At 65.3% G+C, this 21,031-nt stretch carries 24 protein-coding genes and 1 tRNA gene; 7 read left to right on the plus strand and 18 right to left on the minus strand.

Features of this window, described 5'->3' with window-relative positions:
* Nucleotides 1-43: 43 nt before the first annotated feature.
* Together ACVILL_RS35335 and ACVILL_RS35340 are read right to left on the minus strand one after the other, a co-directional pair.
* Nucleotides 44-128: transfer RNA gene (locus ACVILL_RS35335), tRNA-Leu, on the minus strand.
* Nucleotides 129-220: 92 nt separating this feature from the next.
* Nucleotides 221-466 carry a FliM/FliN family flagellar motor switch protein gene (locus ACVILL_RS35340; protein ID WP_021080574.1) on the minus strand — a complete coding sequence of 82 codons (246 nt, stop codon included), beginning with the start codon at nucleotides 464-466 and terminating at the stop codon, nucleotides 221-223.
* 60 nt (nucleotides 467-526) lie between these two features.
* Here ACVILL_RS35340 and lipB point away from each other — a divergent pair, with 60 nt between their 5' ends.
* Complete coding sequence (lipB, locus tag ACVILL_RS35345) at nucleotides 527-1,255, plus strand: lipoyl(octanoyl) transferase LipB (RefSeq protein WP_456733270.1); 729 nt, start codon at nucleotides 527-529, stop codon at nucleotides 1,253-1,255.
* Between the two features lie 3 nt (nucleotides 1,256-1,258).
* Here lipB and ACVILL_RS35350 read toward each other — a convergent pair whose 3' ends face one another.
* The gene (locus ACVILL_RS35350) at nucleotides 1,259-1,684 is read right to left on the minus strand and encodes a tautomerase family protein (RefSeq protein ID WP_456733271.1); all 426 of its coding nucleotides are present in this window, start codon (nucleotides 1,682-1,684) and stop codon (nucleotides 1,259-1,261) included.
* 115 nt (nucleotides 1,685-1,799) lie between these two features.
* Between ACVILL_RS35350 and ACVILL_RS35355 the strand changes: the two genes are divergently transcribed.
* Nucleotides 1,800-2,657, plus strand: coding sequence for a LysR family transcriptional regulator (locus ACVILL_RS35355; RefSeq protein ID WP_456734438.1), 858 nt, complete (start codon nucleotides 1,800-1,802; stop codon nucleotides 2,655-2,657).
* Here ACVILL_RS35355 and ACVILL_RS35360 read toward each other — a convergent pair.
* Genes ACVILL_RS35360 through ACVILL_RS35375 form a run of 4 tightly spaced genes read right to left on the minus strand, consistent with a single transcriptional unit; the run spans nucleotide 2,654 to nucleotide 5,772 of the window.
* Nucleotides 2,654-3,079, minus strand: coding sequence for a hypothetical protein (locus ACVILL_RS35360; RefSeq protein WP_456733272.1), 426 nt, complete (start codon nucleotides 3,077-3,079; stop codon nucleotides 2,654-2,656). The two genes, ACVILL_RS35355 and ACVILL_RS35360, sit on opposite strands and share 4 nt — an antisense overlap.
* Before the next feature lie 10 nt (nucleotides 3,080-3,089).
* The gene (locus tag ACVILL_RS35365; protein ID WP_456733273.1) at nucleotides 3,090-4,526 is read right to left on the minus strand and encodes a TIGR01777 family oxidoreductase; all 1,437 of its coding nucleotides are present in this window, start codon (nucleotides 4,524-4,526) and stop codon (nucleotides 3,090-3,092) included.
* Nucleotides 4,523-5,188 (minus strand): DUF4166 domain-containing protein, encoded by a 666-nt coding sequence (locus ACVILL_RS35370; RefSeq protein ID WP_456733274.1) that lies wholly within the window; start codon nucleotides 5,186-5,188, stop codon nucleotides 4,523-4,525. Before ACVILL_RS35370 ends, ACVILL_RS35365 begins: the two co-directional genes overlap by 4 nt.
* A gap of 26 nt (nucleotides 5,189-5,214) precedes the next feature.
* Nucleotides 5,215-5,772, minus strand: a complete 558-nt coding sequence (locus tag ACVILL_RS35375; RefSeq protein ID WP_456733275.1) for a GbsR/MarR family transcriptional regulator — start codon at nucleotides 5,770-5,772, stop codon at nucleotides 5,215-5,217.
* Nucleotides 5,773-6,008: 236 nt separating this feature from the next.
* On the opposite strand from ACVILL_RS35375, the gene ACVILL_RS35380 reads away from it, so the two are divergent.
* The gene (locus ACVILL_RS35380) at nucleotides 6,009-6,821 is read left to right on the plus strand and encodes a class I SAM-dependent methyltransferase (RefSeq protein ID WP_456733276.1); all 813 of its coding nucleotides are present in this window, start codon (nucleotides 6,009-6,011) and stop codon (nucleotides 6,819-6,821) included.
* Between the two features lie 9 nt (nucleotides 6,822-6,830).
* Here the strand turns inward: ACVILL_RS35380 and ACVILL_RS35385 are convergent, their stop codons facing one another.
* The 5 genes from ACVILL_RS35385 to ACVILL_RS35405 form a co-directional block, all read right to left on the minus strand.
* The gene (locus ACVILL_RS35385; protein ID WP_456733277.1) at nucleotides 6,831-7,130 is read right to left on the minus strand and encodes an acylphosphatase; all 300 of its coding nucleotides are present in this window, start codon (nucleotides 7,128-7,130) and stop codon (nucleotides 6,831-6,833) included.
* On the minus strand, nucleotides 7,127-7,993 hold the full coding sequence (locus ACVILL_RS35390; protein ID WP_456733278.1) for an isocitrate lyase/PEP mutase family protein: 867 nt from the start codon (nucleotides 7,991-7,993) through the stop codon (nucleotides 7,127-7,129). The genes ACVILL_RS35385 and ACVILL_RS35390 overlap by 4 nt, the downstream gene beginning before the upstream one ends.
* Nucleotides 7,994-8,119: 126 nt before the next feature.
* A complete protein-coding gene (locus ACVILL_RS35395) occupies nucleotides 8,120-10,135 on the minus strand; it encodes an acetyl-CoA carboxylase biotin carboxylase subunit (RefSeq protein WP_456733279.1) in 2,016 nt (671 codons plus the stop codon).
* Nucleotides 10,136-10,300: 165 nt separating this feature from the next.
* Entirely contained in the window at nucleotides 10,301-10,507 is a 207-nt protein-coding gene (locus tag ACVILL_RS35400; RefSeq protein ID WP_456733280.1) for a hypothetical protein, read from the minus strand.
* Nucleotides 10,508-10,559: 52 nt separating this feature from the next.
* Nucleotides 10,560-10,688: a hypothetical protein gene (locus ACVILL_RS35405; RefSeq protein ID WP_456733281.1), complete on the minus strand. Its 129-nt coding sequence runs from the start codon at nucleotides 10,686-10,688 to the stop codon at nucleotides 10,560-10,562.
* Nucleotides 10,689-10,842: 154 nt separating this feature from the next.
* Here ACVILL_RS35405 and ACVILL_RS35410 point away from each other — a divergent pair, with 154 nt between their 5' ends.
* Nucleotides 10,843-11,622 (plus strand): thermonuclease family protein, encoded by a 780-nt coding sequence (locus ACVILL_RS35410; RefSeq protein WP_456733282.1) that lies wholly within the window; start codon nucleotides 10,843-10,845, stop codon nucleotides 11,620-11,622.
* A 101-nt stretch (nucleotides 11,623-11,723) separates the two neighbouring features.
* Nucleotides 11,724-14,192, plus strand: a complete 2,469-nt coding sequence (locus tag ACVILL_RS35415; RefSeq protein ID WP_456733283.1) for a PAS domain S-box protein — start codon at nucleotides 11,724-11,726, stop codon at nucleotides 14,190-14,192.
* Between the two features lie 16 nt (nucleotides 14,193-14,208).
* Here ACVILL_RS35415 and ACVILL_RS35420 read toward each other — a convergent pair whose 3' ends face one another.
* The 6 genes from ACVILL_RS35420 to ACVILL_RS35445 form a co-directional block, all read right to left on the minus strand.
* The gene (locus tag ACVILL_RS35420; protein WP_456733284.1) at nucleotides 14,209-14,457 is read right to left on the minus strand and encodes a septal ring lytic transglycosylase RlpA family protein; all 249 of its coding nucleotides are present in this window, start codon (nucleotides 14,455-14,457) and stop codon (nucleotides 14,209-14,211) included.
* A gap of 193 nt (nucleotides 14,458-14,650) precedes the next feature.
* Nucleotides 14,651-17,362: a bifunctional diguanylate cyclase/phosphodiesterase gene (locus ACVILL_RS35425; protein ID WP_456733285.1), complete on the minus strand. Its 2,712-nt coding sequence runs from the start codon at nucleotides 17,360-17,362 to the stop codon at nucleotides 14,651-14,653.
* Between the two features lie 116 nt (nucleotides 17,363-17,478).
* The gene (locus ACVILL_RS35430) at nucleotides 17,479-18,048 is read right to left on the minus strand and encodes a hypothetical protein (RefSeq protein ID WP_456733286.1); all 570 of its coding nucleotides are present in this window, start codon (nucleotides 18,046-18,048) and stop codon (nucleotides 17,479-17,481) included.
* A 156-nt stretch (nucleotides 18,049-18,204) separates the two neighbouring features.
* A complete protein-coding gene (locus ACVILL_RS35435; protein WP_456731050.1) occupies nucleotides 18,205-19,134 on the minus strand; it encodes an IS3 family transposase in 930 nt (309 codons plus the stop codon).
* Nucleotides 19,131-19,538: a transposase gene (locus tag ACVILL_RS35440; protein ID WP_456731051.1), complete on the minus strand. Its 408-nt coding sequence runs from the start codon at nucleotides 19,536-19,538 to the stop codon at nucleotides 19,131-19,133. The genes ACVILL_RS35435 and ACVILL_RS35440 overlap by 4 nt, the downstream gene beginning before the upstream one ends.
* Before the next feature lie 137 nt (nucleotides 19,539-19,675).
* Entirely contained in the window at nucleotides 19,676-20,170 is a 495-nt protein-coding gene (locus ACVILL_RS35445; RefSeq protein WP_456733287.1) for an ArsI/CadI family heavy metal resistance metalloenzyme, read from the minus strand.
* A 93-nt stretch (nucleotides 20,171-20,263) separates the two neighbouring features.
* On the opposite strand from ACVILL_RS35445, the gene ACVILL_RS35450 reads away from it, so the two are divergent.
* Nucleotides 20,264-20,491, plus strand: a complete 228-nt coding sequence (locus tag ACVILL_RS35450) for a hypothetical protein (RefSeq protein ID WP_456733288.1) — start codon at nucleotides 20,264-20,266, stop codon at nucleotides 20,489-20,491.
* A 74-nt stretch (nucleotides 20,492-20,565) separates the two neighbouring features.
* Complete coding sequence (locus tag ACVILL_RS35455) at nucleotides 20,566-20,934, plus strand: hypothetical protein (protein WP_456733289.1); 369 nt, start codon at nucleotides 20,566-20,568, stop codon at nucleotides 20,932-20,934.
* Nucleotides 20,935-21,031 lie beyond the last annotated feature (97 nt).

Raw genomic sequence — 21,031 nt, forward strand, 5'->3', positions numbered from 1 at the left:
GGGGACCACGAAAGGTCTTGTCGCATCAACGACTTATGAGAGGTGGTGCGCTCGGAGGGACTCGAACCCCCACGGTGTTACCCACTGCCACCTCAAGGCAGCGCGTCTACCAATTCCGCCACGAGCGCTAAGGATGTCGGATGGAACCCTAAGGCGCCGCCGCATCGACGGGGCCATGTAACAAATCACGGATGCAGGGACAAGGCGATTAATGCGCGAATTAACTGCGAACGCCGGGAGATTTCGGCAGCATCTGCTTGACCTCGACCGCAATCCGGTTGCGGTCGACCAGAACCACGCCGCTGGCCACCGGCAGGTTGTTGGCGAGGATCTTGACCTCGTCGGCCTCGGTGGCATCCAGTTCGATGATGGCGCCACGGGATAGCCGCATGACCTGGTGAATCGGCATGGTGGTGGTGCCGAGCACCACCATGAGATCGACGCTGACTTTATCGAGAGTGGGCACTTCTGAACCGCCGAACGGGAACTAAATTGTGGGATCACCTGACCACGTTAGGGTTAGCTAATGGTTAACGACCGCCAAAGCCTCGATTTGACGACCTTTGCCTGCCCTTCAGGCGGCGAAGCAGTCGAATGGCGGATTTCGGATCGTCCGGTGCCCTACCCCGATTCTCTCGCCGCGATGGATACCCGGGTGGCGGCGATCGCTGCGGGCGAGGCCGCGGAGCTGGTGTGGCTGCTGGAGCACCCGCCGCTCTATACCTCCGGCACCAGCGGCAAGGCCGACGACCTGCTCGACCCGCGCTTCCCGACCTTCCAGAGCGGCCGCGGCGGCCAGGTCACCTATCACGGCCCGGGCCAGCGCGTGGCCTATGTGATGCTGGACCTCAAGCGGCGCCGGCCGGATGTGCGCGCCTATGTCGCCTCGCTGGAAGAATGGATCATCCGCACCCTTGCGGCCTTCAATGTCCGCGGCGAGCGCCGCGAGGACCGCGTCGGGGTCTGGGTGAAACGCCCGGACAAGGGCCCGGGCTTCGAGGACAAGATCGCCGCGATCGGCGTGCGGCTGCGCCGCTGGGTCTCGTTCCACGGCATCGCGATCAATGTCGAGCCCGAGCTCGCGCACTTCCAGGCGATCGTGCCCTGCGGCGTGGTCGATCCGCGCTACGGCGTCACCTCGCTGGTCGATCTCGGATTGCCTGTCACGATGGCCGACGTCGACATCGCGCTCCGGCAGGCCTTTGCCGAGGTGTTCGGCGACACCGCGGCACACCTGCCGGAAACGACGGCGTAGGATTTACGCCGCCTTCTGCGGCGCCACCTCGAGCTTGCCCGCGATATAGCGACGCTCCTGGGTCAGGCCGCCGAAGCCGTAGGCATCGCCCTTCACCTCGTCGACATGGGCATAGCTCTCGGTGTGCAGCGGCCCGAGCAGTTCGGCCATCCGCTTGAACAGCGCGGCGAGATAGGCCGCCTTCTCGTCCTTGGTGTTGGTGCCTTCGCTGACATGGACGTCGAGCCAGTAGCTCGCGAGCCCCTGCTCGGCGAGCGATCTGCCGCCGGCGAACCAGTCAGCGGCGTCGGCGGACTTCACGATGATGGCGGTGACCTTGGGGTCCTTGTGCAGAATCCGTGCGGTCAGGTCCGACACTGCAGCAGCGATGTCGGACTTCAGCGACGGCTTCTCGCGCGAGGTCGCGTAGGTGACGGTGACGAGCGGCATGATCTGTCTCCTTGAATTCGGTTGGCGCGGGTCAATCGCGCCTCCCCTAGCTAGACCTTTCCGCATCATCTTGGTATCTTATGCATATTGATAGCAATGATAACTATTGTTGATGATGACCGCCACGCTGGATATCGATACGGTGCAGGCCTTCCTCCTGGTCGCCGGGCTGCAGGGCTTCACTCGCGCCGCCGAGGCGCTCGGCACCACGCAGGCCGCGATCAGCATGAAGTTGCAGCGGCTCGAAACCGTGCTCGGCAAGCGGCTGGTCGAGCGCTCACCGCGCGCGGTGCGGCTCACCGCCGACGGCGCGGCGTTCCTGCACCACGCGCGCGCACTGATCGAGGTGCATGACCGCGCGCTGTCCGGTGAAAAGCCTGCGCGGCAGCAGCTCACGCTCGGGATCAGCGATCATGCCGCCGGCCCCGAGCTGGTGCCACTGCTGGAGCGGCTGCACGCGATGGCCTCCCAGCTCGCGCTCTCCGTCACCATCGGCTTCTCGCGCGAGATGCTCGATGCCTACGATGCCGGCGAGCTCGACGCCGTGATCGTGCGCCAGGAGGGCAGCCGGCGCGGCGGCGAGAAATTGACCGAGGACGAATTCGGCTGGTTCGCGGCGAAGCGCTTCGTCTGGCCGCGCGGCGATGCCTTGCCGCTCGCGACACTCGCGCCGCCCTGCGGGGTGCGCGCCCTTGCCGTGCGCGCGCTCGACAAGGCAGGCATCGCCTGGACCGAAAGCTTCGTCGGTGGCGGCGTCACCGCGGTAGCCGCTGCCGCACTTGCCGGCCTTGCGGTCGCGCCCCTCGTCCGCCGCATCGCGCCGCCGGGCCTGATCGATATCGGACCCGCGCACAGACTGCCGCGGCTCGGCTCATCAAAGGTGATGCTGCATTCGAAGGTCAGCGATCCCACGAAGCTGGCGGCCTTGCGGACGCTGGCGGCGACGTTTCGCAGCGTGGCCGCGGCAGCTTAGCGAGAGCGGGCGTAACCGAGATCTTCTCTCGTAACGGCCCAGTAAGTCGCGCCCGCGACGAACCCGGCCACGACGAAGAGTTCTCCCAGGCCGGCCATCCAGATCGCGCCGGACGGTGCCAGCAGGCTGATGCACAACGCGCCGACCGCGGCGCCGGCACAGCCAAAGAACACGACGGATTGCGCATGAAGCAGTTCGGCGAGCCGAATGACTATCAGAGCCGGAATTGCGGTCAGGAAGCACATGGTGATGAAAGTCAGGAACGAGAGCGGCAGAAGGGCAACGATCGTTCCTGCGAGCCGTGCGATGTCGCCGCCGGACCCAATCATCAGGAAAGTCTGGACAACGCTCGCGAGAACCGCGGTCGCGGCGCCGCAGCCCGCGAGCCAGCCACCGAACGCACGACAACACGTGCTGGACATATACGCCTCCTCACAAGATCGCGTCGAACGCGCTGCGCAGGGTTTCATGCCGGAACACGAAGCCGTTGCTCAGCGCCTTGTTCGGCAGCACGCGCTGACCGCCGAGCAGCAGCTCCTCGGCGAAGTCGCCGCCGACCGCGCGGAGCAGCGCGGCGGGCACGCGGAAGATCGCCGGCCGGTGCAGGCGGCGGCCCAGCTCCTCGGTGAATTTGGTGTTGGTCACCGGTATCGGCGCGGTCGCGTTGACGGGACCGGACAGTTCGGGCTTCGCGATCACGTGCGCGATCAGGCGCACGAGGTCGTCGCGCTCGATCCATGACATCCACTGCTTGCCCGAGCCGAGCGGGCCGCCGAGACCGAATTCGAACGGGGTCAGCATCCGCGTGATGAAGCCGCCATCGGTGCCGACCACGAGACCGATCCGCAAATACGCTACGCGCACGCCGTGATCGGCGGCGGGCTTGGCCGCATTCTCCCAGGCCTCGCACAGTTCATGACTGAAGCAGGCGTGGGATTTTGCCGATTCCGTCAGCACCTGGTCCTGCCAGAGCCCGTACCAGCCGATCGCGGAGCCACTCACCAGCACCGACGGCTTGCACTCGAGCCGCGCGATCAGCTTGACCACCTCTGCCGTCATGTCGATGCGGGAGGCGATGATCCTGCGACGCTTGGCCTCGGTCCACAGGCCGTTGCCGATCGGCTCGCCCGCGAGATTGACGATAGCGTCGATCGCGGTGTCGGCGGGCAACTGGTCGAGGCTCGTGATCAGCATCACCGGCGGCGGCAGCATCTCGGCCTTCGCCGGATTGCGGATCAGCGCGATCACCTGATGGCCCGATGCAGTGAGGCTCGCGACCAGGCGGCTGCCGATGAAGCCGGTCGCGCCGGTGACCAGCACGGTCTGCCGCGCGGGCAATTTCTCGACCAGGGTCGCGGCCGGCACGCTCGCTATCCGCCCGAGGCGTCTTGCGGCGGCAAAGTCCCGCGCGCCGAACAGCGCGGCACCGAGGGCTGCGGCGGTCGCGAAGACGCTGAGGAGGCCCGCATAGGCTGGTGCAACAGCGGTCGGCAGCATCGCCCAGTCGATCAGCACCGGCACCAGCAGCACGAGGATGGCGCCGTAGTTGATCGCCAGCAGCGTGTGATTGATCCGCTCGCTCGCCGGCAGCTTGCGGCTCAGATCCTCCTCGACGAAGTCCATCAACGTGATGACGATTTCGACGACCAGCACCGCTAGGATGGCAATCGCAAGAATGCCGTGCACCTCCAGCCAACCGAGCACCAGGAACAGCAGCGCATAGAGCATGTTGCGCACGCTGTGCAGCTGAAGCTCATGACGTTGCGATGGACGCCAGGCCAGCCGTTCGGTGAACTCGTGGTGATAGAAGGTGTCGAATGCGCCCATCGCGATCTGGATGGCGACCAGGGTCCACAGCAGCGGCGTCATGACGAGGCCTCCCTGAACACGGCGGACTGACGGATCAGCCGGCCGAAACGCGGGTGGATGATCTCCAGCGTGAAACGGAAGTCGCCGCAGCCGAGATCGGAATGGGTCACGGTGAGAGCGCCGGGTGTAAGCCATTCGGGCAACGGCAGGCGAAACGGACCGAGTTGCAGCGAATAGCCGACGCTGCGAAACACCAGCGTCTCGTGCTCGACCGCGATCTTGAGCGCCATGCTGACGCCGAAACCGACATACTCCTCGAGCCCGGTCGGGCCAGCAAAGCGCTTGGCGGAATGGATCACCTGCGGAAAACCGTCGCGGCGCGCGCAGATGCGGGTCCAGACCTGGCCGCCGCTCGCGGCGTCCTCGGTGACGGTGACGATCATCGGCACCCGCGTCTCGGTGCCGGTCGGCAGCGGCCCGCCGATCAGCCGTGCGACCTGCGCCAGCCACCAGCCGGCGCGGCTGCTCGAGGCCTCCTCGACCTCGCCGACATAGACGACGGTGTTGCCGTCCTCGAACCGCTTCGAGAAGCGCCGCCAGATCGCAACCGGCAGCCGGCCCCAATCCTTATCCGACAGCAATGCGCGGAAGCGGTGATCGTCGAGCAGTTTCGTATCGGAAGCCGGCGCTGTCTTTAAGGTCGATATCCTTGCTGACGCCATCGCACACTCCCGTTACGCCGCCGCCCCTATTTGGCTCTGCCTGCGGGCAGGAAACTCACGATCTTCTCGCCGAGCTTGATCAGCGCGACCAAGCGCGGCCGCGGCACGTTCAGCATCTGCGAGTACCAGCGGTCGACCAGCTCGGTGAATGTCAGCATCTCCTTCAGCCGCTTGCTGGCGAGCGGGCTGATGGCCGGATCGTCGGCCGCGTCGGAGACGCAGGCGCGCAGCGCCGCCAGCGCGGGATCGATCTCGCGCTCCTTGCGACCTGCCGCGATCTTGGCCGCGACCTCCCAGATGTCGGTCTCGGCCTCGAAGTGGTCGCGGCGGTCGCCGAGGATCGGCACCCGCCGGATCAACCCCCAGGACAAGAGCTCCTTGATCGAGTTGGAGACGTTGGAGCGCGCCATGCCGAGCGTGTCGGCGATGTCCTCCGCCGTCATCGGGGCTTCGGCGAGATAGAGCAGCCCGTGGATCTGGCTGACCGAGCGGTTGACGCCCCATTCGTCGCCCATGTCGCCCCAGTGCAGGATGAAGCGCTCGACGATAGCGGGGAGTTTTTTCTTGGCGGTTATTTCTGTCATGACAGAAATATCAGACCATTCGGAGCGAAAGTCAAGGCCGCAGAAGACCGCTTTCGAGCCTCGCGATACGGCGGTCACGCCGGTGACCTGTGTGACGAGAGTTTGAGCTCGACCCATCGCAGGCAGCTTTTTCTTCGCAAAGAGCGAACCTTCGACCCGCCTGATGGGACAGAAAACTCTAGGGCTGCGCTCCGAAGTGTGGGACGCATAGTCCATTGCCGTGAGGAGGATCAGCGATGACAGCGTCCGACAAGGAGTTCGTCGGTTCTATTCCAGAACTATACGACCGGCTCCTCGTGCCGATGATCTTTGAACCCTACGCACGCGATCTGGCGCAACGCGCCAAGGCACTTGGCCCGCGCGACCTGCTTGAGACGGCCACAGGCACCGGCGCCGTCACCCGCGCGTTGTCGTCAGCGCTCGGCCGCGACACAAGGATCGTGGCGACCGACCTGAATGAACCGATGCTCGACCGCGCGAAGTCGCAGATGCCGGGCGGCACCGACATCACCTGGCGGCAAGCCGATGCACTCAACCTGCCGTTCGACAATGCGAGCTTCGACGTCGTCGCCTGCCAATTCGGCGCGATGTTCTTCCCCGACAAGGCCAAGGGTTACTCGGAGGCTCGCCGTGTCCTGAAGCCCGGCGGCCGTTTCCTGTTCAACATGTGGGGTCGCATCGAGGACAACGAATTTGCCGACGTGGTGACCCAGGCATTGGCAGAGGTCTTTCCAGCCGATCCGCCGCGATTCCTGGCGCGCACTCCTTATGGGCACCACGCGGCCGGCCCGATCCGGGCCGATCTTCAAGCCGCCGGCTTCAGCAAGATCGAGATCGACGACGTCCGGCTGCAGAGCCGGGCGAAGGCGCCTCATGATCCCGCGATCGGCTTTTGCCAGGGCTCGCCGCTGCGCGGCGAGATCGAGGCGCGCGGCGGCATCGGCCTCGACGCGGCGACGGAGCACGCCGCAGCGGCTCTCGCGCGCCGCTTCGGCAACGGGGCCATCGAAGGCCGTATTCAGGCGCTGGTGATCTCGGCGGTCGCGTGACGACGCAGGTCAGAGCGTTGGCAGGAACGCGAACCGCTCCCCTGCCCCGCGCAGGTTCAGCTGGTCGGATGTGCCGGCGTCTGCCTGCACGCTGTCGACGCGCGCCGAGATCGGACCGCGGCGGCAGGCTGCAATCATGTCGGCGACGACGTCGTCCGCTCCGGCGAACACCGCCTCGACACTGCCGTCGCGACGGTTGCGGACCCAGCCTTCGAGGCCGCGCGCGTTGGCCTGCTCGTCGACCCAGGCGCGATAGCCGACGCCCTGGACGCGGCCTTTGATGGTGACGTGGCAGATCACGCCGCTCACTTTTTCAGGCCGAGGAATTCGCCGCTGCGCGCCTTGGTCTCCGCCTCGCGCATCACGCGGCCGGTCAGTTCGGACGAGGCGATACCTTTCAGGTTCCTCGGCGAAGTACCTTCGCGCAACGCCTTCAGCGTCTCGTAGACGGCCTGGGTTGCGGCCGCGAACGGCGCGTGACCTTGCAACGCGATCCTGACGCGTTGGCTTGCCAGATAGTCCAGCGCGGTCATCTCCTCCGGCGCGCCGCCGAGCACGATCGGCAGCGTCGTCGCGGCCGAAAGCGCCTCCAGCTCGCCGCGCGATTTGATGCCGGTGAAGAACAGCCCATCGACGCCGACCGCCTCATAGGCCCTGGCGCGCACGATCGCATCGTCGAGATCAGTGATCGAGACGGCACCGGTCCGGCCGAGGATGACAAGCGAAGGATCGCTGCGCCCGTCGAGCGCGGCCTTCATCTTACCGACGCCCTCCTCCAGCGAGATCAGCTGCGTCTTGGCCTGGCCGAACGCCTGCGGCAGTAGCGTATCCTCGATGGTGAGACCGGCGGCACCGGCGGCTTCCACTTCCTGAACCGTGCGGCGGACATTGAGCGCATTGCCGTAACCATGATCCGCATCAACGAGTACCGGCAGGGTCGAGGCCCGCGACATCCGGCGGATCTGCTCGGCAAACTCCGTCAGCGTGATCAGCGCAATGTCGGGATCGCCGAGCACGGCGAGCGAGGCGACCGAGCCGCCGAACATGCCGAGCTCGAAGCCGAGATCTTCCGCGATCCGGACCGAGGTCGCGTCATAGACCGAGCCCGGGCGAATGCAGGTTGATCCGGTGAGGATCGATCGCAGTGCTTCGCGGCGTTTGCGGAAGGCCATGTGCTTTGTCCCACTTCTTCGTCATTCCGGGATGGTGCGAAGCACCCGACCCGGAATCTCGAGATTCTCGGTGCGCAATTGCGCACCTGAGGGTTCGATGCTTCGCATCGCCCCGGAATGACAGCTTCAAGCAAACTCCAGGATCAGCGCGTCGACCGCGAGCGTGGCACCGGCGGCGGCGTGGATCTTCTTGACCATGCCGTCACGCTCGGCGCGCAGTACGTTCTGCATCTTCATGGCTTCGACGACCGCCAAGGTCTCGCCGGCCTTGACCTCCTGGCCTTCGGTCACCGCGATCGACACCACGAGACCGGGCATCGGGCACAGCAGCTTCTTGCCGGTGTCGGCGGCCGAGACCACCGGCATCAGCCGCGCCGAGATCGCCTCGGTCTCGGTGAAGACATAGACCGGCACCTCAAAGCCCTGATGCGCGAGGCGGAAGCCGTTGTTGATCGCGCGCACCTGCACGGCGACGAAATTGCCGTCGATGGTGCCCTGCCAGACCGGCTCGCCCGGCGCCCAGCTCGACACCAGATTGTGCGGATTGCCGGGCAGCCCGTCGTCGCCGATGAAGCGCACCGTGATGGCGTCGGCCTCGCGCGCGACGTCGAGCGCGATCTCGGCGCGGTCGAGCCACACCGCGCGGCGGCGCTCGCGCAGCACCACGCGCCCGCCCATCTGGCCGGAGATCTGCCGCTTGCGCTCGCCCAGTACGTGATCGATGGCGGCGCCCACTGCCGCGAGCCGCCGCGCGATCTCGCCCTCAGGGGCACGCGCGGAGAATCCCTTGGGGAATTCTTCCGCAATGAAGCCGGTCGAAAGCCTGCCCTCGCGCCAGCGCGGATGATTCATCAGCGCCGACAGAAACGGGATGTTGTGCCTGATGCCGTCGACATAGAACGCATCGAGCGCGGTCGCCTGCGCCTCGATGGCGGCGGCGCGCGACGGCGCGTGGGTGACGAGCTTGGCGATCATCGGATCGTAGTGGATCGAGATCTCACCGCCCTCCTGCACGCCGGTGTCGTTGCGGATCGTGATGCCGTCATGGCTGGCTTCGGCCGGCGGACGGTATTTCACCAGGCGGCCGATCGAGGGCAGGAAGTTGCGGAACGGATCCTCGGCATAGACGCGAGATTCCACCGCCCAGCCGGTCAGCGTCACGTCCTTCTGCGCGATCGCAAGCTTCTCGCCGGCGGCGACGCGGATCATCTGCTCGACGAGGTCGATGCCGGTGATCAGCTCGGTGACGGGATGCTCGACCTGCAGACGGGTGTTCATCTCCAGGAAGTAGAAGCTCTTGTCCTGGCCGGCGACGAATTCCACGGTGCCGGCGGAATCGTAGTTCACGGCCTTGGCCAGCGCGACGGCCTGCTCGCCCATCTTGCGGCGGGTTTGCTCGTCGAGCAGCGGCGATGGCGCCTCCTCGATGACCTTCTGGTTGCGGCGCTGGATCGAACATTCGCGCTCGCCGAGATAGATCACATTGCCATGCTTGTCGCCGAGCACCTGGATCTCGATGTGCCGGGGATCGACGATGAACTTCTCGATGAAGACGCGGTCGTCGCCGAACGACGACTTCGCCTCGGCCTTGGCAAGGTTGAAGCCCTCGGCGACCTCCGCCCTCGAATGGGCGATGCGCATGCCCTTGCCGCCACCGCCGGCGGAGGCCTTGATCATCACGGGGTAGCCGATCTCATCGGCGATCTGGACGGCATGCTTGTCGTCCTCGATGACGCCGAGATGACCCGGCACGGTCGAGACCTTCGCCTTCGCGGCGGCCTTCTTGGATTCGATCTTGTCGCCCATCGCGGCGATGGCGCCGGGGTTCGGGCCGATGAAGACGATGCCGGCGGCTTGAAGCGCGCGCGGAAACGCCTCGCGCTCGGACAGGAAGCCGTAGCCGGGATGCACCGCCTGCGCGCCGGTCTTGCGGCAGGCCTCGACGATCTTGTCGATCAAGAGATAGCTCTCGGCCGCGGCGGGCGGCCCGATCAGCACGGCCTCGTCCGCCATCTCGACATGCAGCGCGTCGCGGTCGGCCTCGGAGTAGACGGCGACCGTCTCAATCCCCATACGGCGCGCAGTCTTGATGACCCGGCAGGCGATCTCGCCGCGGTTGGCGATCAGAATTCGTTTGAACATGCTCTTCTTGGGCTTTTTAGCACTTGGGCTTTTGGCAGGATTCCTCCCCGCGCAATCCGGCACGGGCGATTGGGCGTAACCACTCCGTTGGTACAGCAAATTGCCCCGGAGGCAACGGTCTAATGCAGACCCCTGCCCCGACCCTGACGGTCGCCGAGCGGTATTTCAGCCCGAATAGGTCTTGAAGCGGCCGCGGGCATGGGCCTTCGCGACGGCTTTCATCAGCTCGCTGACCTCATTCTCCAGGAATTCATTGGCCACGATCAGCGCCCGGATGGTCGCCCGCATGTTGCCTCCGCAGGCGGAAATGGCCTGATCGACAGCCGCTTCCAGCCCGTCATCGTCGTCAGATTCGGGCCGTGCAGACATCATGGGTATCCGGAATTCGGGTGACGCATCATGTTCCTATTTTGTTCTCGCCAAGTCAATCGGATCTTTGATCGGAAGCTGCTTCCTGCGCCGGCTTTTTCTTCTGCCGCCAGCGTGCGAGGCATTGCAGGGTCCAGATGTCGGTGACGACGTCGACCAGCACGTTGATGATGAACTCGGCCATACCAGCATCCCTTCAATGGCAATGTCCGGCCGTTCTACGTCGCGGAATGCCGATCGGGATGTGACGGCGCGCACGCGACGCGAGCAGCCCTTGGTTGGATCGTACCTGCGTGTGCTAGAAGTCCAGCTGCCCGCCAAAGATCTGAAGTGAGAAAATGTGGTTTCGAAATCCGGTCATCACGACGCTTCTCCTGACCTGCCTGTCCACGAGCCCTGCTCTGTCCGCGACCGCCGGCGCCTCCGCCACGGCGATCATCAAGGACGCCGGCACCATTCAGCTCGGCAACGCGACCTATCGGCTCGACGGCATCGACGCGCCGGCGCTCGATCAGCTGTGCATCGACGAGCATGCCGACGTCTGGACCTGCGGGGTCGAAGCGCGCGACCAGCTGACCAAGCTGATCGGCGGCAAGCCGATTCATTGCGACGACATCGGCGTCGATCCGACCTTCAAGAAGCGCCGCCTCGGCGTCTGCAAGATCGAGGGCGATCCGACCAGTCTCAGCCAGGTGCTGGTCCAGAACGGCTACGCCCTCAATGTCGAGGGGTCGGCCACTGGCCGATTCAAGCCGGATGAAGCCACCGCCAAGGACAATCGCACCGGGCTGTGGAAGGGCTGTTTCGTGGCGCCGCGCGATTTTCGCACCGCCAAGAAGGATGGCGCCCTGCTCGGCAACGCCTGCCCGGCCGGTCGCGACACGCAGATCCGCGACGCGCTCTTCCCCGCCGACCTGCCGATGCCGGCAAGCTGCAACATCAAGGGCAAGTACGCCGTGCGCGCCCGCGTCACGGGCAATATCGGCATCTATCATTTGCAGGCATGCCGCAGTTACCCGGGCCTCGGCAATCCGGATCGCTGGTTCTGCTCCGAGGACGACGCCCAGGCCGCCGGGTTCCGCCGGGCCTATAATTGCCGTCCGCCCAAGAGCAAGTGAACAGCAAGTGAAGATCAGTGAAGGGCAAGCGACCGCCGCAAATCTAGCTGGCAAAGCCGCCTCGTCCTGTGTGAGACTGCGCCAAGAGGTTGCCGGCGCGTATGACCCCACCCGATCCCTCTGATGTGCTCCCCGAAACTGCGGCAGCCGAACGGCTGCGGCAGCACCTTGAGGAGATCGCGCGCGAACGCGATCGCGCCCATCGTGAGCTTCAGGAGCGCGAGGCGGAGCTGGCGCGGATCCAGCGCATCGCGCGGGTCGGCGGGCTCGAGATCGACTTCCGCGACGGCGTGCGCAACCGCCGCTCTCCCGAATATCTGCTGGTGCACGGCCTCCCGGCCGAGGAGGTCAACGAGACCTACGAGAACTGGGTCGCGCGCATCCATCCCGACGACCGCGAACGGACCATCAGGCATCTATTCGGCGTGCTCAAGGCCGGCGGCGAGGACTACACGGCCGAATACCGCATCATCCGTCCGAATGACGGCGAGAGCCGCTGGATCCGCGTCGTCGCCAAGATCGAGCGCGATCGCAACGGCCGTGCGCTGCGGCTGGTCGGCGCCGATCTCGACGTCACCGACCAGATGCTGGCGCAGGAGACCCTGCGCGAGAGCGAGGAACGCTTCCGCCTGATCGCCGACAGCGCACCGGTCCCGATCTGGGTGACCAAGCTCGACCGCACCCGCTCCTTCGCCAACCAAGCCTATCTCGACTTCCTCGGGCTGCCGTTCGAGGAAGCGATCGTGTTCGACTGGCGCAAGGCGCTGCATCCGGACGATCTGCCCCAGATCCTGCAGGAGCAGATCACCGGCGAGCTCTCGCTCAAGCCGTTCGTGCTCGAGGCGCGCTACCGGAACGCCAAGGGCGATTGGCGCTGGCTGCGCTCGGAGTCGCAACCGCGCTGGGACCCGAACGGCAAGCATATCGGCTTCATCGGGGTCGCCCACGACGTCACGGCGGCCAAGGAAGCCGAGATCGAGCTGCGCAAGCTCAACGAGTCGCTGGAGCGGCGCATCCTGGAGCGCACCGCGCAGCTCGAATCCCGCGAGGCCCAGACGCGCGCGATCCTCGAAACCAGCCATCAATACCAGATGCTGCTCAACCGCGACGGCGACCTGCTCTACACCAACCAGACCGCGCTCGCCGGTATCCGCACCGAAGCCGCCGATGTCGTCGGCAAGCCGTTCTGGGACACGCCGTGGTTCGCGGTAACCGACGGCATGCCGCGCGTGATCAAGAATGCCTTCGCGGACGCGATGCGCGGCGAAGACGTCAAGATCGAGCTGCAACTGCAGCTGCCGATCGGCGAGCGCTATTTCGATTTCGCGATGCGGCCGCTGCGGGACCAGCACGGCACGATCGTCGGCGCGGTGCCGGAGGCCGTCGACATTACCGAGCGGCGCCGCGGCGAGGAAGCGTTGCGGCAATCGCAGAAGATGGAAGCCGTCGGCCAGCTCACCGGCGGCGTCGCGCACGACTTCAACAATCTGCTCACCATCATCCGCTCCGCGACCGACTTCCTGCGCCGCCGCGACCTGCCGGATGAACGGCGCCGCCGCTACATCGACGCGATCTCCGAGACCGTGGAGCGCGCCTCCAAGCTCACCGCGCAGCTATTGGCATTCGCGCGCCGGCAACCGCTCAATCCCGAAGTGTTCAATGTCGGAACCCAGGTCGATAGCGTGACGCAGCTGATCCGTCCGCTGGTCGGCGCACGGATCCACATCGAGGTCAGGATCGAGGACCCCGACTGCTTTGCGATCGCCGATATCGGCCAGTTCGAGACCGCGCTGATCAATCTAGCGGTCAACGCCCGCGACGCCATGAACGGCGAAGGCCAGCTGACGATCGGCGTCAGGAAGGTCAAGCACATCCCTGCCCTGCGCGCCCAGGCTTCGCGCAGCGGCGATTTCGTCACGGTTTCGATCCAAGACACCGGCACCGGCATCTCGCCGGAAAATCTCGACGCGATCTTCGAGCCATTCTTCACGACCAAGGAGGTCGGCAAGGGAACGGGTCTCGGATTGAGCCAGGCTTTCGGCTTCGTCAAGCAATCCGATGGCGACATCGAGGTCACCAGCACTCTCGGGCACGGCGCGACCTTCACCATCTATCTGCCGCAGGCGATGCGCCCCGTGGACACCAAGGTTGCGACCAGCGCGGGCACCGAGCAGACCTCGATCGGCCGCGGCTATCGCGTCCTCGTGGTGGAGGACAATGATGATGTCGGCCAGTTCTCCACCGAACTGCTCGAGGATCTCGGCTACTCGGTCAAGCGCGCGGCGAATGCCAGCGCTGCGCTCGCGATCCTCTCGGAGAACGAGTTCGCCGCAGACCTCGTGTTCTCCGACGTGATCATGCCGGGCATGAACGGGGTCGAGCTCGCCGGCGTCATCCGCGACCGCTTTCCCGGCCTGCCGGTGGTGCTGACCAGCGGCTACAGCAACGTGCTCGCCGAGAATGCGCACAGCGGCTTCGAGCTGATCCAGAAGCCCTATTCGGTCGAAGCGTTGTCGCGCACGCTCCGCAAGGCGATCGCCGAGCAACGGGCGACCGCTCCGAACTCCTGACCGCGCCGGCTACGCCCTACTGGACCTCCACATGCGCGACGCCGAGCTGAAGGATACCGAGCGCGCGGGCCGCGGTGGTCGAGACATCGATGATCCGTCCGCGAATGAACGGGCCGCGGTCGTTGACCCGGCAGCGGATCGCCTTCCCGCGATAGGACACGGTGACCATGCTGCCGAACGGCCGCCTGCGATGCGCGCAGGTCATCTCGCCACTCTTGCCGATGCCATGATAATAGGACGCAAGGCCACTCTCTGCGTTTGCCATGCACGAGGCAAAAAGCAGCATGGCCGCGGACGTTGCTGCGGTTTTCATTGATTGCCTGCCGGTCGAGCCCCGCAAGGGAACGCAGTTCCACGGTTTCGGTTCCGCGTCCGGCGTGCCGGCAGATCGATTTTTTGGAACTTTTCGGCGGCAAGCGTATGGCGGTCGATTTCCCTGCAGCGGAACCGCCGTCCGCTCAGGCGGCGTCCTCGACGCTGTCGGCCGCCAGCAGCGTCCGGACGTCCTGCGCAGGAACCGGCTTGCTGAAGAGATAGCCCTGCATCTGGGTGCAGCCGAGCATTTGCACGGTGTCGCGCTGCTGATCGGTCTCGACGCCCTCGGCGGTCGTGATCATGTTGCGGTCGGCGGCAATCGAGACCACCGCGCGGATGATCGAGGCCGAGCCTGAGTTGCGGGTCACTTCCTTGACGAAGCTGCGATCGATCTTGATCTTGTCGAACGGGAAGCGTTGCAGATATTGCAGCGACGAGTATCCGGTGCCGAAATCGTCGAGCGCGATGTGGACCCCGAGCGCGCGGAGCTGGCCGAGCGTCACCAGCGCAGCATCGTCATCGGCGATCAGCACGGCCTCGGTGATCTCGAGCTCGAGCCGGCGCGGGTCGAGCCCGCTCTCGGCAAGCGCATTCGCAACCTTCAGCGCCAGCGTCTCCGACTTGAACTGGATCGGCGAGACGTTGACCGCGACGCGGACATGCGCCGGCCACGCCGCCGCCTCGATGCAGGCGGTGCGCAACACCCACTGCCCGATCTCCTCGATCAGTCCGGTCTCCTCGGCGACCGGGATGAACTCCACAGGCGAGATCATGCCGCGCACCGGATGGCGCCAGCGCAGCAGCGCTTCGCAGCCGGTCACCTCGTCGCTGCGCAGGTCGACCAGCGGCTGATAGTGCAGCTCGAAGCTGCCCTCCGCCAGAGCCGTTCGCAGGTCGGCCTCCAGCGCGCGGCGCAGATTGGCGTGCTTCTCCATCGCCGGATCGAAGAAGCGATAGGTCCTGCGGCCGGCCGCCTTGGCGGCGTACATCGCAAGATCGGCGCATTTGAGCAGGCCGAACAGATCGGAGCCGTGGCGCGGCGCAATCGCAATGCCGATGCTGGCATCGCTCGCCAAATGATGCCCGAGGCAGTCGAACGGCGTGCGCAGCGACTGATAGATGCGTGCCACCAGGCCGCTGACATCGTCGTCCGAGGTGACGTCGTGCTGGACGATCGCGAACTCGTCGCCGCCCAGCCGCGCGATGAAGTCGTTCGACCCGACCGACTGGCGCAGCTTCTCGGCCACGCGGCGGAGGAATTCGTCACCGATCAGATGGCCGAGCGTGTCGTTGATCCGCTTGAACTCGTCGATATCGATGTAGTGGATCGCGAACTCGCGCGCGGCAGGCTCGAGCAGCAGCCCTTCGGCGTGACGCTGGAACAGCGTCCGGTTCGGCAGGCTGGTCAGCGCGTCGTAGTGCGCGAGATACTCGATCCGCGCCTGCGCGCGCCGTCCGTCGGTGACATCCTCGAGCGTGGTGGCCCAGCCGCCGTCCGGTGCGCGCTTGTAGATCAGGCGGATGCTGCGGCCGTCGGGCGTCATGATCACGGAGTCCCGGACCTCGTCACCCCTGGGATTGGTGAAGCGGGCGCAATACTCATCGACGTCGCCGACGAACGAACCGATCGCCTGGCGATGCAGGATCAGGTCGCGCAGATGGCAGCCGGGCCTCACGATTTCGGGCGACAGGCCGAACATGTCGAGATATTGCTGGTTGCAGATCACGAGCCGCGCCGAGGCATCGAACAGCAAGAGCCCCTGGGTCATGGTGTTGATCGCGGTGTCGAGATGCTGGCTCTTCTCGGACAGCCGGCGTTGTGCGGCATCGTGCTGCCGCTGCAACTGGCGAACGATCAGGAAGATCGTCATGACGACGATCAGCACCGCGAGCACCGCGGCGCAGAATTGCAGCTTGGTCTGGGCGCGCCAGTCCTCCAGCACGCTGGCGGTCCTGGTGGTGGCAAGGATCAGGATCGGAAAATGCGACAGCGATCTCACCGCGCCGACATTCTCCTCGCCGGACGCGCCGACGAACCGCCCCGACGTGTTGCCACCCAGGCCGATGACCTTCCGGAACAGCGACTGGTCACTGATGTTGCGGCCGACCATGCCGGCATCCTGCGGATAGCGTGCGATGACGGTACCGTCGCGGTGGATCATCGAAATCACGGTGTCGCCGTTCAGCGCCAGCGAGGCCACGAAGTCCTCGAAATGGCTGGGCTCGACGCCACGGCTGGCAAAGCCGATAATCTCGCCATTGCGCCCGGTGATCTTGCGCGCGAAGATCGTGGTCCAGTTGCCGCTCACCTTGCTCATCGCCGGCTCGACAATGACCGGCGACGTCGGCCGTCCCGACGTAAACTCCTGGAAATAACGCCGGTCCGCGATGCTGATGTCGGGCACCGGCCACATCTCGGACGAGTTGATCAGCCATCCCTTGGCGTTGAACAGATTGAGCCCGCCGACATGCGGCAGCGCCGCGAGCCGCGTGCGCAGCATCTCGTGCGCACTCAGGAGCGACATGTTCTTTTCGAACTGATCGGCGGTCTCGACCTGCTCCGACCGCAGATAGTTCACGATGTCGTCGTGGACATGCTGGAGGTCGCTGAGCTGCTGGTCGAAATGCCGCGACAGCAGCAGCGCGGTGTTGTTGAGCTCGCGCTCGGACATCTCCAGCGTGCGCTCGCGAAACTGCAGCGCCAGATAGCCGGTGCCAACCGTGATCGCGAGCACCAGCAGCGCGGCACTCAAGACGAGCCACTGAAGGGCGCCCAGCCTGATAGCGCGCAACACACCTTTGATCGACAGCAGCCGGTGTTCCGGCATCATGCTGTTGGTTGAGATAACCGACATTTTTCCTGCCCCTGCGGGTGCCCTTCTACGGGAACACAACCCAAGGGGTCGTTAGGAAAATCAGTTATCGGACGGTTAAGGCGGATGCCGACATGAGGCGATCGGCGGGAAATTCGTCAGGACGCGGCCGCAGCCGCCGCCTCCTTCAGGCTGCACTCGATCAGCGCGCCTTCGATGGTGAATTTCGAGAATGGTGAGAGCGGCGTCACGGCCTTGAGTGCCGCGAAGAATTGCGAGTCGCCCGGGCTCTTCAGGAGAAACCGGATGTGGTTGGCCGACAGCGCGTCACGCGACAGCCAGACGACGCCGGAGAACAGCGCCACAAGCATCTGCGCATAATCGCCGCTACCCGCGACGCCGAGATCGTAGATCGGAGACACATTGACGAAACGCGCGCTGAGGGCCGGCGCCGAATACCGGCTCATCAGGAGACGCCTGACCTGGCAGACCGCATGAACCCGTTCCCCGTCGGTCAGGTGATACAGTCCCTGACCGTCACCTTCCCTGGCCGTCAACGCTTCAAAGGCCCCGATCCCGCCGAAGGTGGCCAAATCCTCGCCGACGCCTTCAGCGTCCTTCTTCCATTGTGCCTTGATATGACGCCAGGACCGCTCAGGATCCTTGAGTGGCAAAAGCCGCATGGTTGAGGGGCTGCTAGCACGGAGGGGAATAGTCGCCTGGATCATATGTCGCAGGCATTAAGCCTTTGCTTACGGCGGTAACCGGCTGCGTCGGCGCGATAGCTGCCGCGGCGATGGAGTAGCCCGGATGAAGCGAAGCGCAATCCGGGGACCAGTATCAGCGGTCGGCGTGAACTGCACCCCTGATGTGAGACACGATAATCAGGGACAGGTGCCAACCGCCTGGTGCGGCTGGGCGGGTTGATGGGTTAGGGCCGCGACGCGGGGCTGCTGCGCAGCAGCCCCGCGTCGCGGTAGGTTTGCTTCGAACTCGGCCGGCGGCCGGTAGGCCAGGGCCGAGTGCAGCCGTTGACGATTGTACACGTCTTCGATGAAGGCGCCGATCGCATTTCTGGCATGCTGCGCATCGCGGTAGGTCTGACCGTTGACCTCCTCCTGTTTGAGGGTCTTCATGAAGCTCTCCGCCCTGGCGTTGTCATAGGGATTGCCGACCCGGCTCATGCTGGGAGCAATGTCGCGCTGCTGGAGCAGTTCGGTGTAGTTGCCGCAGGCGTATTGGATCCCGCGGTCGGAGTGGTGGATCAGGCTGCCGGGCGTCGGTTGGCGCGCCGCCAGCGCCATCGAGAGCGCGGCAACCGCCAGACGAGCTTCCAGATGCGTCTCCAGGGCCCAGCCGACCACGCGCCGGCTGAAGGCATCGAGCACGATGGCGAGATAGGCGAACTCCTCCCGCAGACGAATGTAAGTGATGTCCGCCACCCAGAGCTGGTCGAGGCCATCAGGCACCATGCCGCGGGCCAGGTTCGGGACCACCCGCCACGGATGGCGCGAGTCCGTCGTAACCGGCACGAACGGCCGCTGCCGCAAACACAGCAGATTATCCTCGCGCATCAGGCGCAGCACGCGTTTGTGGTTCACCGCAAAGCCCTCGCGGCGCAACTGCGCGGCGATCCGCCGATAGCCGTAATGCCTGTAAGAAAGCGCCAGCCGCTGGATCGCGTCCCGCACGCCAACCTCTTCGGCACGTGGCGCGGAAGCCGCCCAGTGCCGGTAATAGCCGGCCCGGCTGACACCAGCCAACCGGCACATCCGTTCGATCGTCAGTTCGCCTTGCTGCGAGGGGACCGTCATCGCTTGGATGACCGCGTAGACCCCGTCACGCCAGGCTCGCTGCTCGGCCGGCGTGCTTCCTTGACCCGCCGCAAGGCTTGCCGAAAAAAATCCAGTTCAATCTGCTGCTGGCCGATCTTGCGCTCAAGTTCCGCAATCCGCTCCGGCGCACCAGGGTCAGCAGCCGCGACTTCGCGCGCCCGCACCCTCACTCTCGGCGCAACGGCATCGCTCTTGCGCGGCCGACCGATCGGTCGCAGGGCTTCCGCCCCGCCCGCACGAAACAGATCGCGCCACGCGTACAGATCCTTGCGCAGCACCTTCAGCTCTTGCGAAAGCGCCCTGATGCGCTCCCCCGCCAGAATGCGGCGGACTGCCTCGAGCTTGAACTCGCGGCTGAAAACACGGGGTGATTTGTTGGGCATCCGTTCTCCGTTAGAGAACTGTCCCTAATTTCCCGTGTCTCACTTTTGGGGTGCACTCCAGGCGCGCTCCCGGATTTTGCTTCGCTTCATCCGGGCTACAAGGGCTTCGACCCTTGGTACGCGCGATCGCCCCGAGCTCACGATCTGCAGCAAGCCGAAGCCTCCGGCGTTGCCGCCTGTGCCTGTGGAGCGCAATATGCACTTTGCTTTCCGTCCTGCTTCTCGTGCGCGACGCGCGCGGTCCGCTCGCCGGTGCCGTCGCCATAGACGATGCTCTCACCGGTCGTATGGAAGGTCTCCCACGCAATCCTCGCGGGATCGTCGATCCACGACTTCTCGGACTTGGCATGGCAGCACACCGTCTGGCCTTGCTCGATGATCTCGCCGCCTGCCTTGCGCAGCCGTCCGTAGACCTCGCCGAGCTCTTCAGCGCTTTCGACCTGAATGCCGAGATGATCGAGGCCCGGCTCGCGGCCTCGGGTCGAGATCGCGAAGTTGACGCGGGGATCGTCGAGCATCCATTTGGCATAGTCGGATTTCACGACCGTCGGCTCGGCCCCGAACAGCGCCGAGTAGAAGCCGACCGAATGCGGGATGTCCTTGACGGCGACGTGAACATGCATGCGCTTCATGGGGCAGTCCTTTCGGGCGGCGACGCTGGATGGATATTCCATCCCAAGCATGCTCAGATATCAACCGCGTTACAACAGGAGTTCTGCTGCGGAATGGATGCGCTGACGCTGTTCGGATTGTTCGCCGTGACCATGATGCTCGTCTGCTATGCGGCCGAAGATCGCAGCCCCTGGTTCATCCTGGCCTTCGCCGTCTCCTGCGCGCTCGGCTCGGCCTACGGCTTCCTGCAGGGCGCCTGGCCGTTCGGCCTCGTCGAAGCGATCTGGGCCGTCGTCGCGGCGCGTCGATGGCTGCTGCGCCGAGCCGCAGAAGGCGTGTAACGTTATAGTATCCACGGCCAATCTGTCGCGGGCTTGAACTTGAATGCGCGCGGTCACGGCGCTAATGAGGGCGCATGGACGCGACGGGCACCATGATTCAGTCCTCTTCTCGTGCAACGGGATCGCGCCGCTGGCGCAGCCTGCTTGCGGGACTGATTTCGCTTGCGCTGGTGCTGTCGTTCTTCCACGGCTGGGCCTTCGACGGCGATGACGATGCTGTTCCCGGCTTCGCGATCGCACAGTCGATCAACGACACCGGCGGCAAGGCTCCTGCGCATCCGGCCTCCCTGCATGGCGATCACTGCCTGACGCACGTCGCCTCCGTCGCTCCGCAGGAGACGGCGTTCCCGATTGCCTACGCGCCGCATAGCTACGGCGACAGCAGCATCGAGCTGCCGGCATCGGCCGACCGCCTCTCTCCCTTCAAACCACCCCGCGCCTGATCCGGTCGACATGACCGGCCGTGTGCCGCTGCCGTTCGGCCGCGCGCACGCTTCCGCACAGATCGACGTCGCGACGACGCATGGCCACCGGCCTGCG

Source organism: Bradyrhizobium sp. USDA 3364, assembly GCF_054056355.1.

Excerpts from the sequence above, each read along its gene's own strand:
- lipB (WP_456733270.1), top strand. The coding sequence starts at position 527 with ATGGTTAACGACCGCCAAAGCCTCGATTTGACGACCTTTGCCTGCCCT.
- ACVILL_RS35350 (WP_456733271.1), bottom strand. The coding sequence starts at position 1,684 with ATGCCGCTCGTCACCGTCACCTACGCGACCTCGCGCGAGAAGCCGTCG.
- ACVILL_RS35355 (WP_456734438.1), top strand. The coding sequence starts at position 1,800 with ATGACCGCCACGCTGGATATCGATACGGTGCAGGCCTTCCTCCTGGTC.
- ACVILL_RS35360 (WP_456733272.1), bottom strand. The coding sequence starts at position 3,079 with ATGTCCAGCACGTGTTGTCGTGCGTTCGGTGGCTGGCTCGCGGGCTGC.
- ACVILL_RS35365 (WP_456733273.1), bottom strand. The coding sequence starts at position 4,526 with ATGACGCCGCTGCTGTGGACCCTGGTCGCCATCCAGATCGCGATGGGC.
- ACVILL_RS35370 (WP_456733274.1), bottom strand. The coding sequence starts at position 5,188 with ATGGCGTCAGCAAGGATATCGACCTTAAAGACAGCGCCGGCTTCCGAT.
- ACVILL_RS35375 (WP_456733275.1), bottom strand. The coding sequence starts at position 5,772 with ATGACAGAAATAACCGCCAAGAAAAAACTCCCCGCTATCGTCGAGCGC.
- ACVILL_RS35380 (WP_456733276.1), top strand. The coding sequence starts at position 6,009 with ATGACAGCGTCCGACAAGGAGTTCGTCGGTTCTATTCCAGAACTATAC.
- ACVILL_RS35390 (WP_456733278.1), bottom strand. The coding sequence starts at position 7,993 with ATGGCCTTCCGCAAACGCCGCGAAGCACTGCGATCGATCCTCACCGGA.
- ACVILL_RS35395 (WP_456733279.1), bottom strand. The coding sequence starts at position 10,135 with ATGTTCAAACGAATTCTGATCGCCAACCGCGGCGAGATCGCCTGCCGG.
- ACVILL_RS35400 (WP_456733280.1), bottom strand. The coding sequence starts at position 10,507 with ATGATGTCTGCACGGCCCGAATCTGACGACGATGACGGGCTGGAAGCG.
- ACVILL_RS35405 (WP_456733281.1), bottom strand. The coding sequence starts at position 10,688 with ATGGCCGAGTTCATCATCAACGTGCTGGTCGACGTCGTCACCGACATC.
- ACVILL_RS35410 (WP_456733282.1), top strand. The coding sequence starts at position 10,843 with ATGTGGTTTCGAAATCCGGTCATCACGACGCTTCTCCTGACCTGCCTG.
- ACVILL_RS35415 (WP_456733283.1), top strand. The coding sequence starts at position 11,724 with ATGACCCCACCCGATCCCTCTGATGTGCTCCCCGAAACTGCGGCAGCC.
- ACVILL_RS35420 (WP_456733284.1), bottom strand. The coding sequence starts at position 14,457 with ATGGCAAACGCAGAGAGTGGCCTTGCGTCCTATTATCATGGCATCGGC.
- ACVILL_RS35425 (WP_456733285.1), bottom strand. The coding sequence starts at position 17,362 with ATGTCGGTTATCTCAACCAACAGCATGATGCCGGAACACCGGCTGCTG.
- ACVILL_RS35430 (WP_456733286.1), bottom strand. The coding sequence starts at position 18,048 with ATGATCCAGGCGACTATTCCCCTCCGTGCTAGCAGCCCCTCAACCATG.
- ACVILL_RS35435 (WP_456731050.1), bottom strand. The coding sequence starts at position 19,134 with ATGACGGTCCCCTCGCAGCAAGGCGAACTGACGATCGAACGGATGTGC.
- ACVILL_RS35440 (WP_456731051.1), bottom strand. The coding sequence starts at position 19,538 with ATGCCCAACAAATCACCCCGTGTTTTCAGCCGCGAGTTCAAGCTCGAG.
- ACVILL_RS35445 (WP_456733287.1), bottom strand. The coding sequence starts at position 20,170 with ATGAAGCGCATGCATGTTCACGTCGCCGTCAAGGACATCCCGCATTCG.
- ACVILL_RS35450 (WP_456733288.1), top strand. The coding sequence starts at position 20,264 with ATGGATGCGCTGACGCTGTTCGGATTGTTCGCCGTGACCATGATGCTC.
- ACVILL_RS35455 (WP_456733289.1), top strand. The coding sequence starts at position 20,566 with ATGGACGCGACGGGCACCATGATTCAGTCCTCTTCTCGTGCAACGGGA.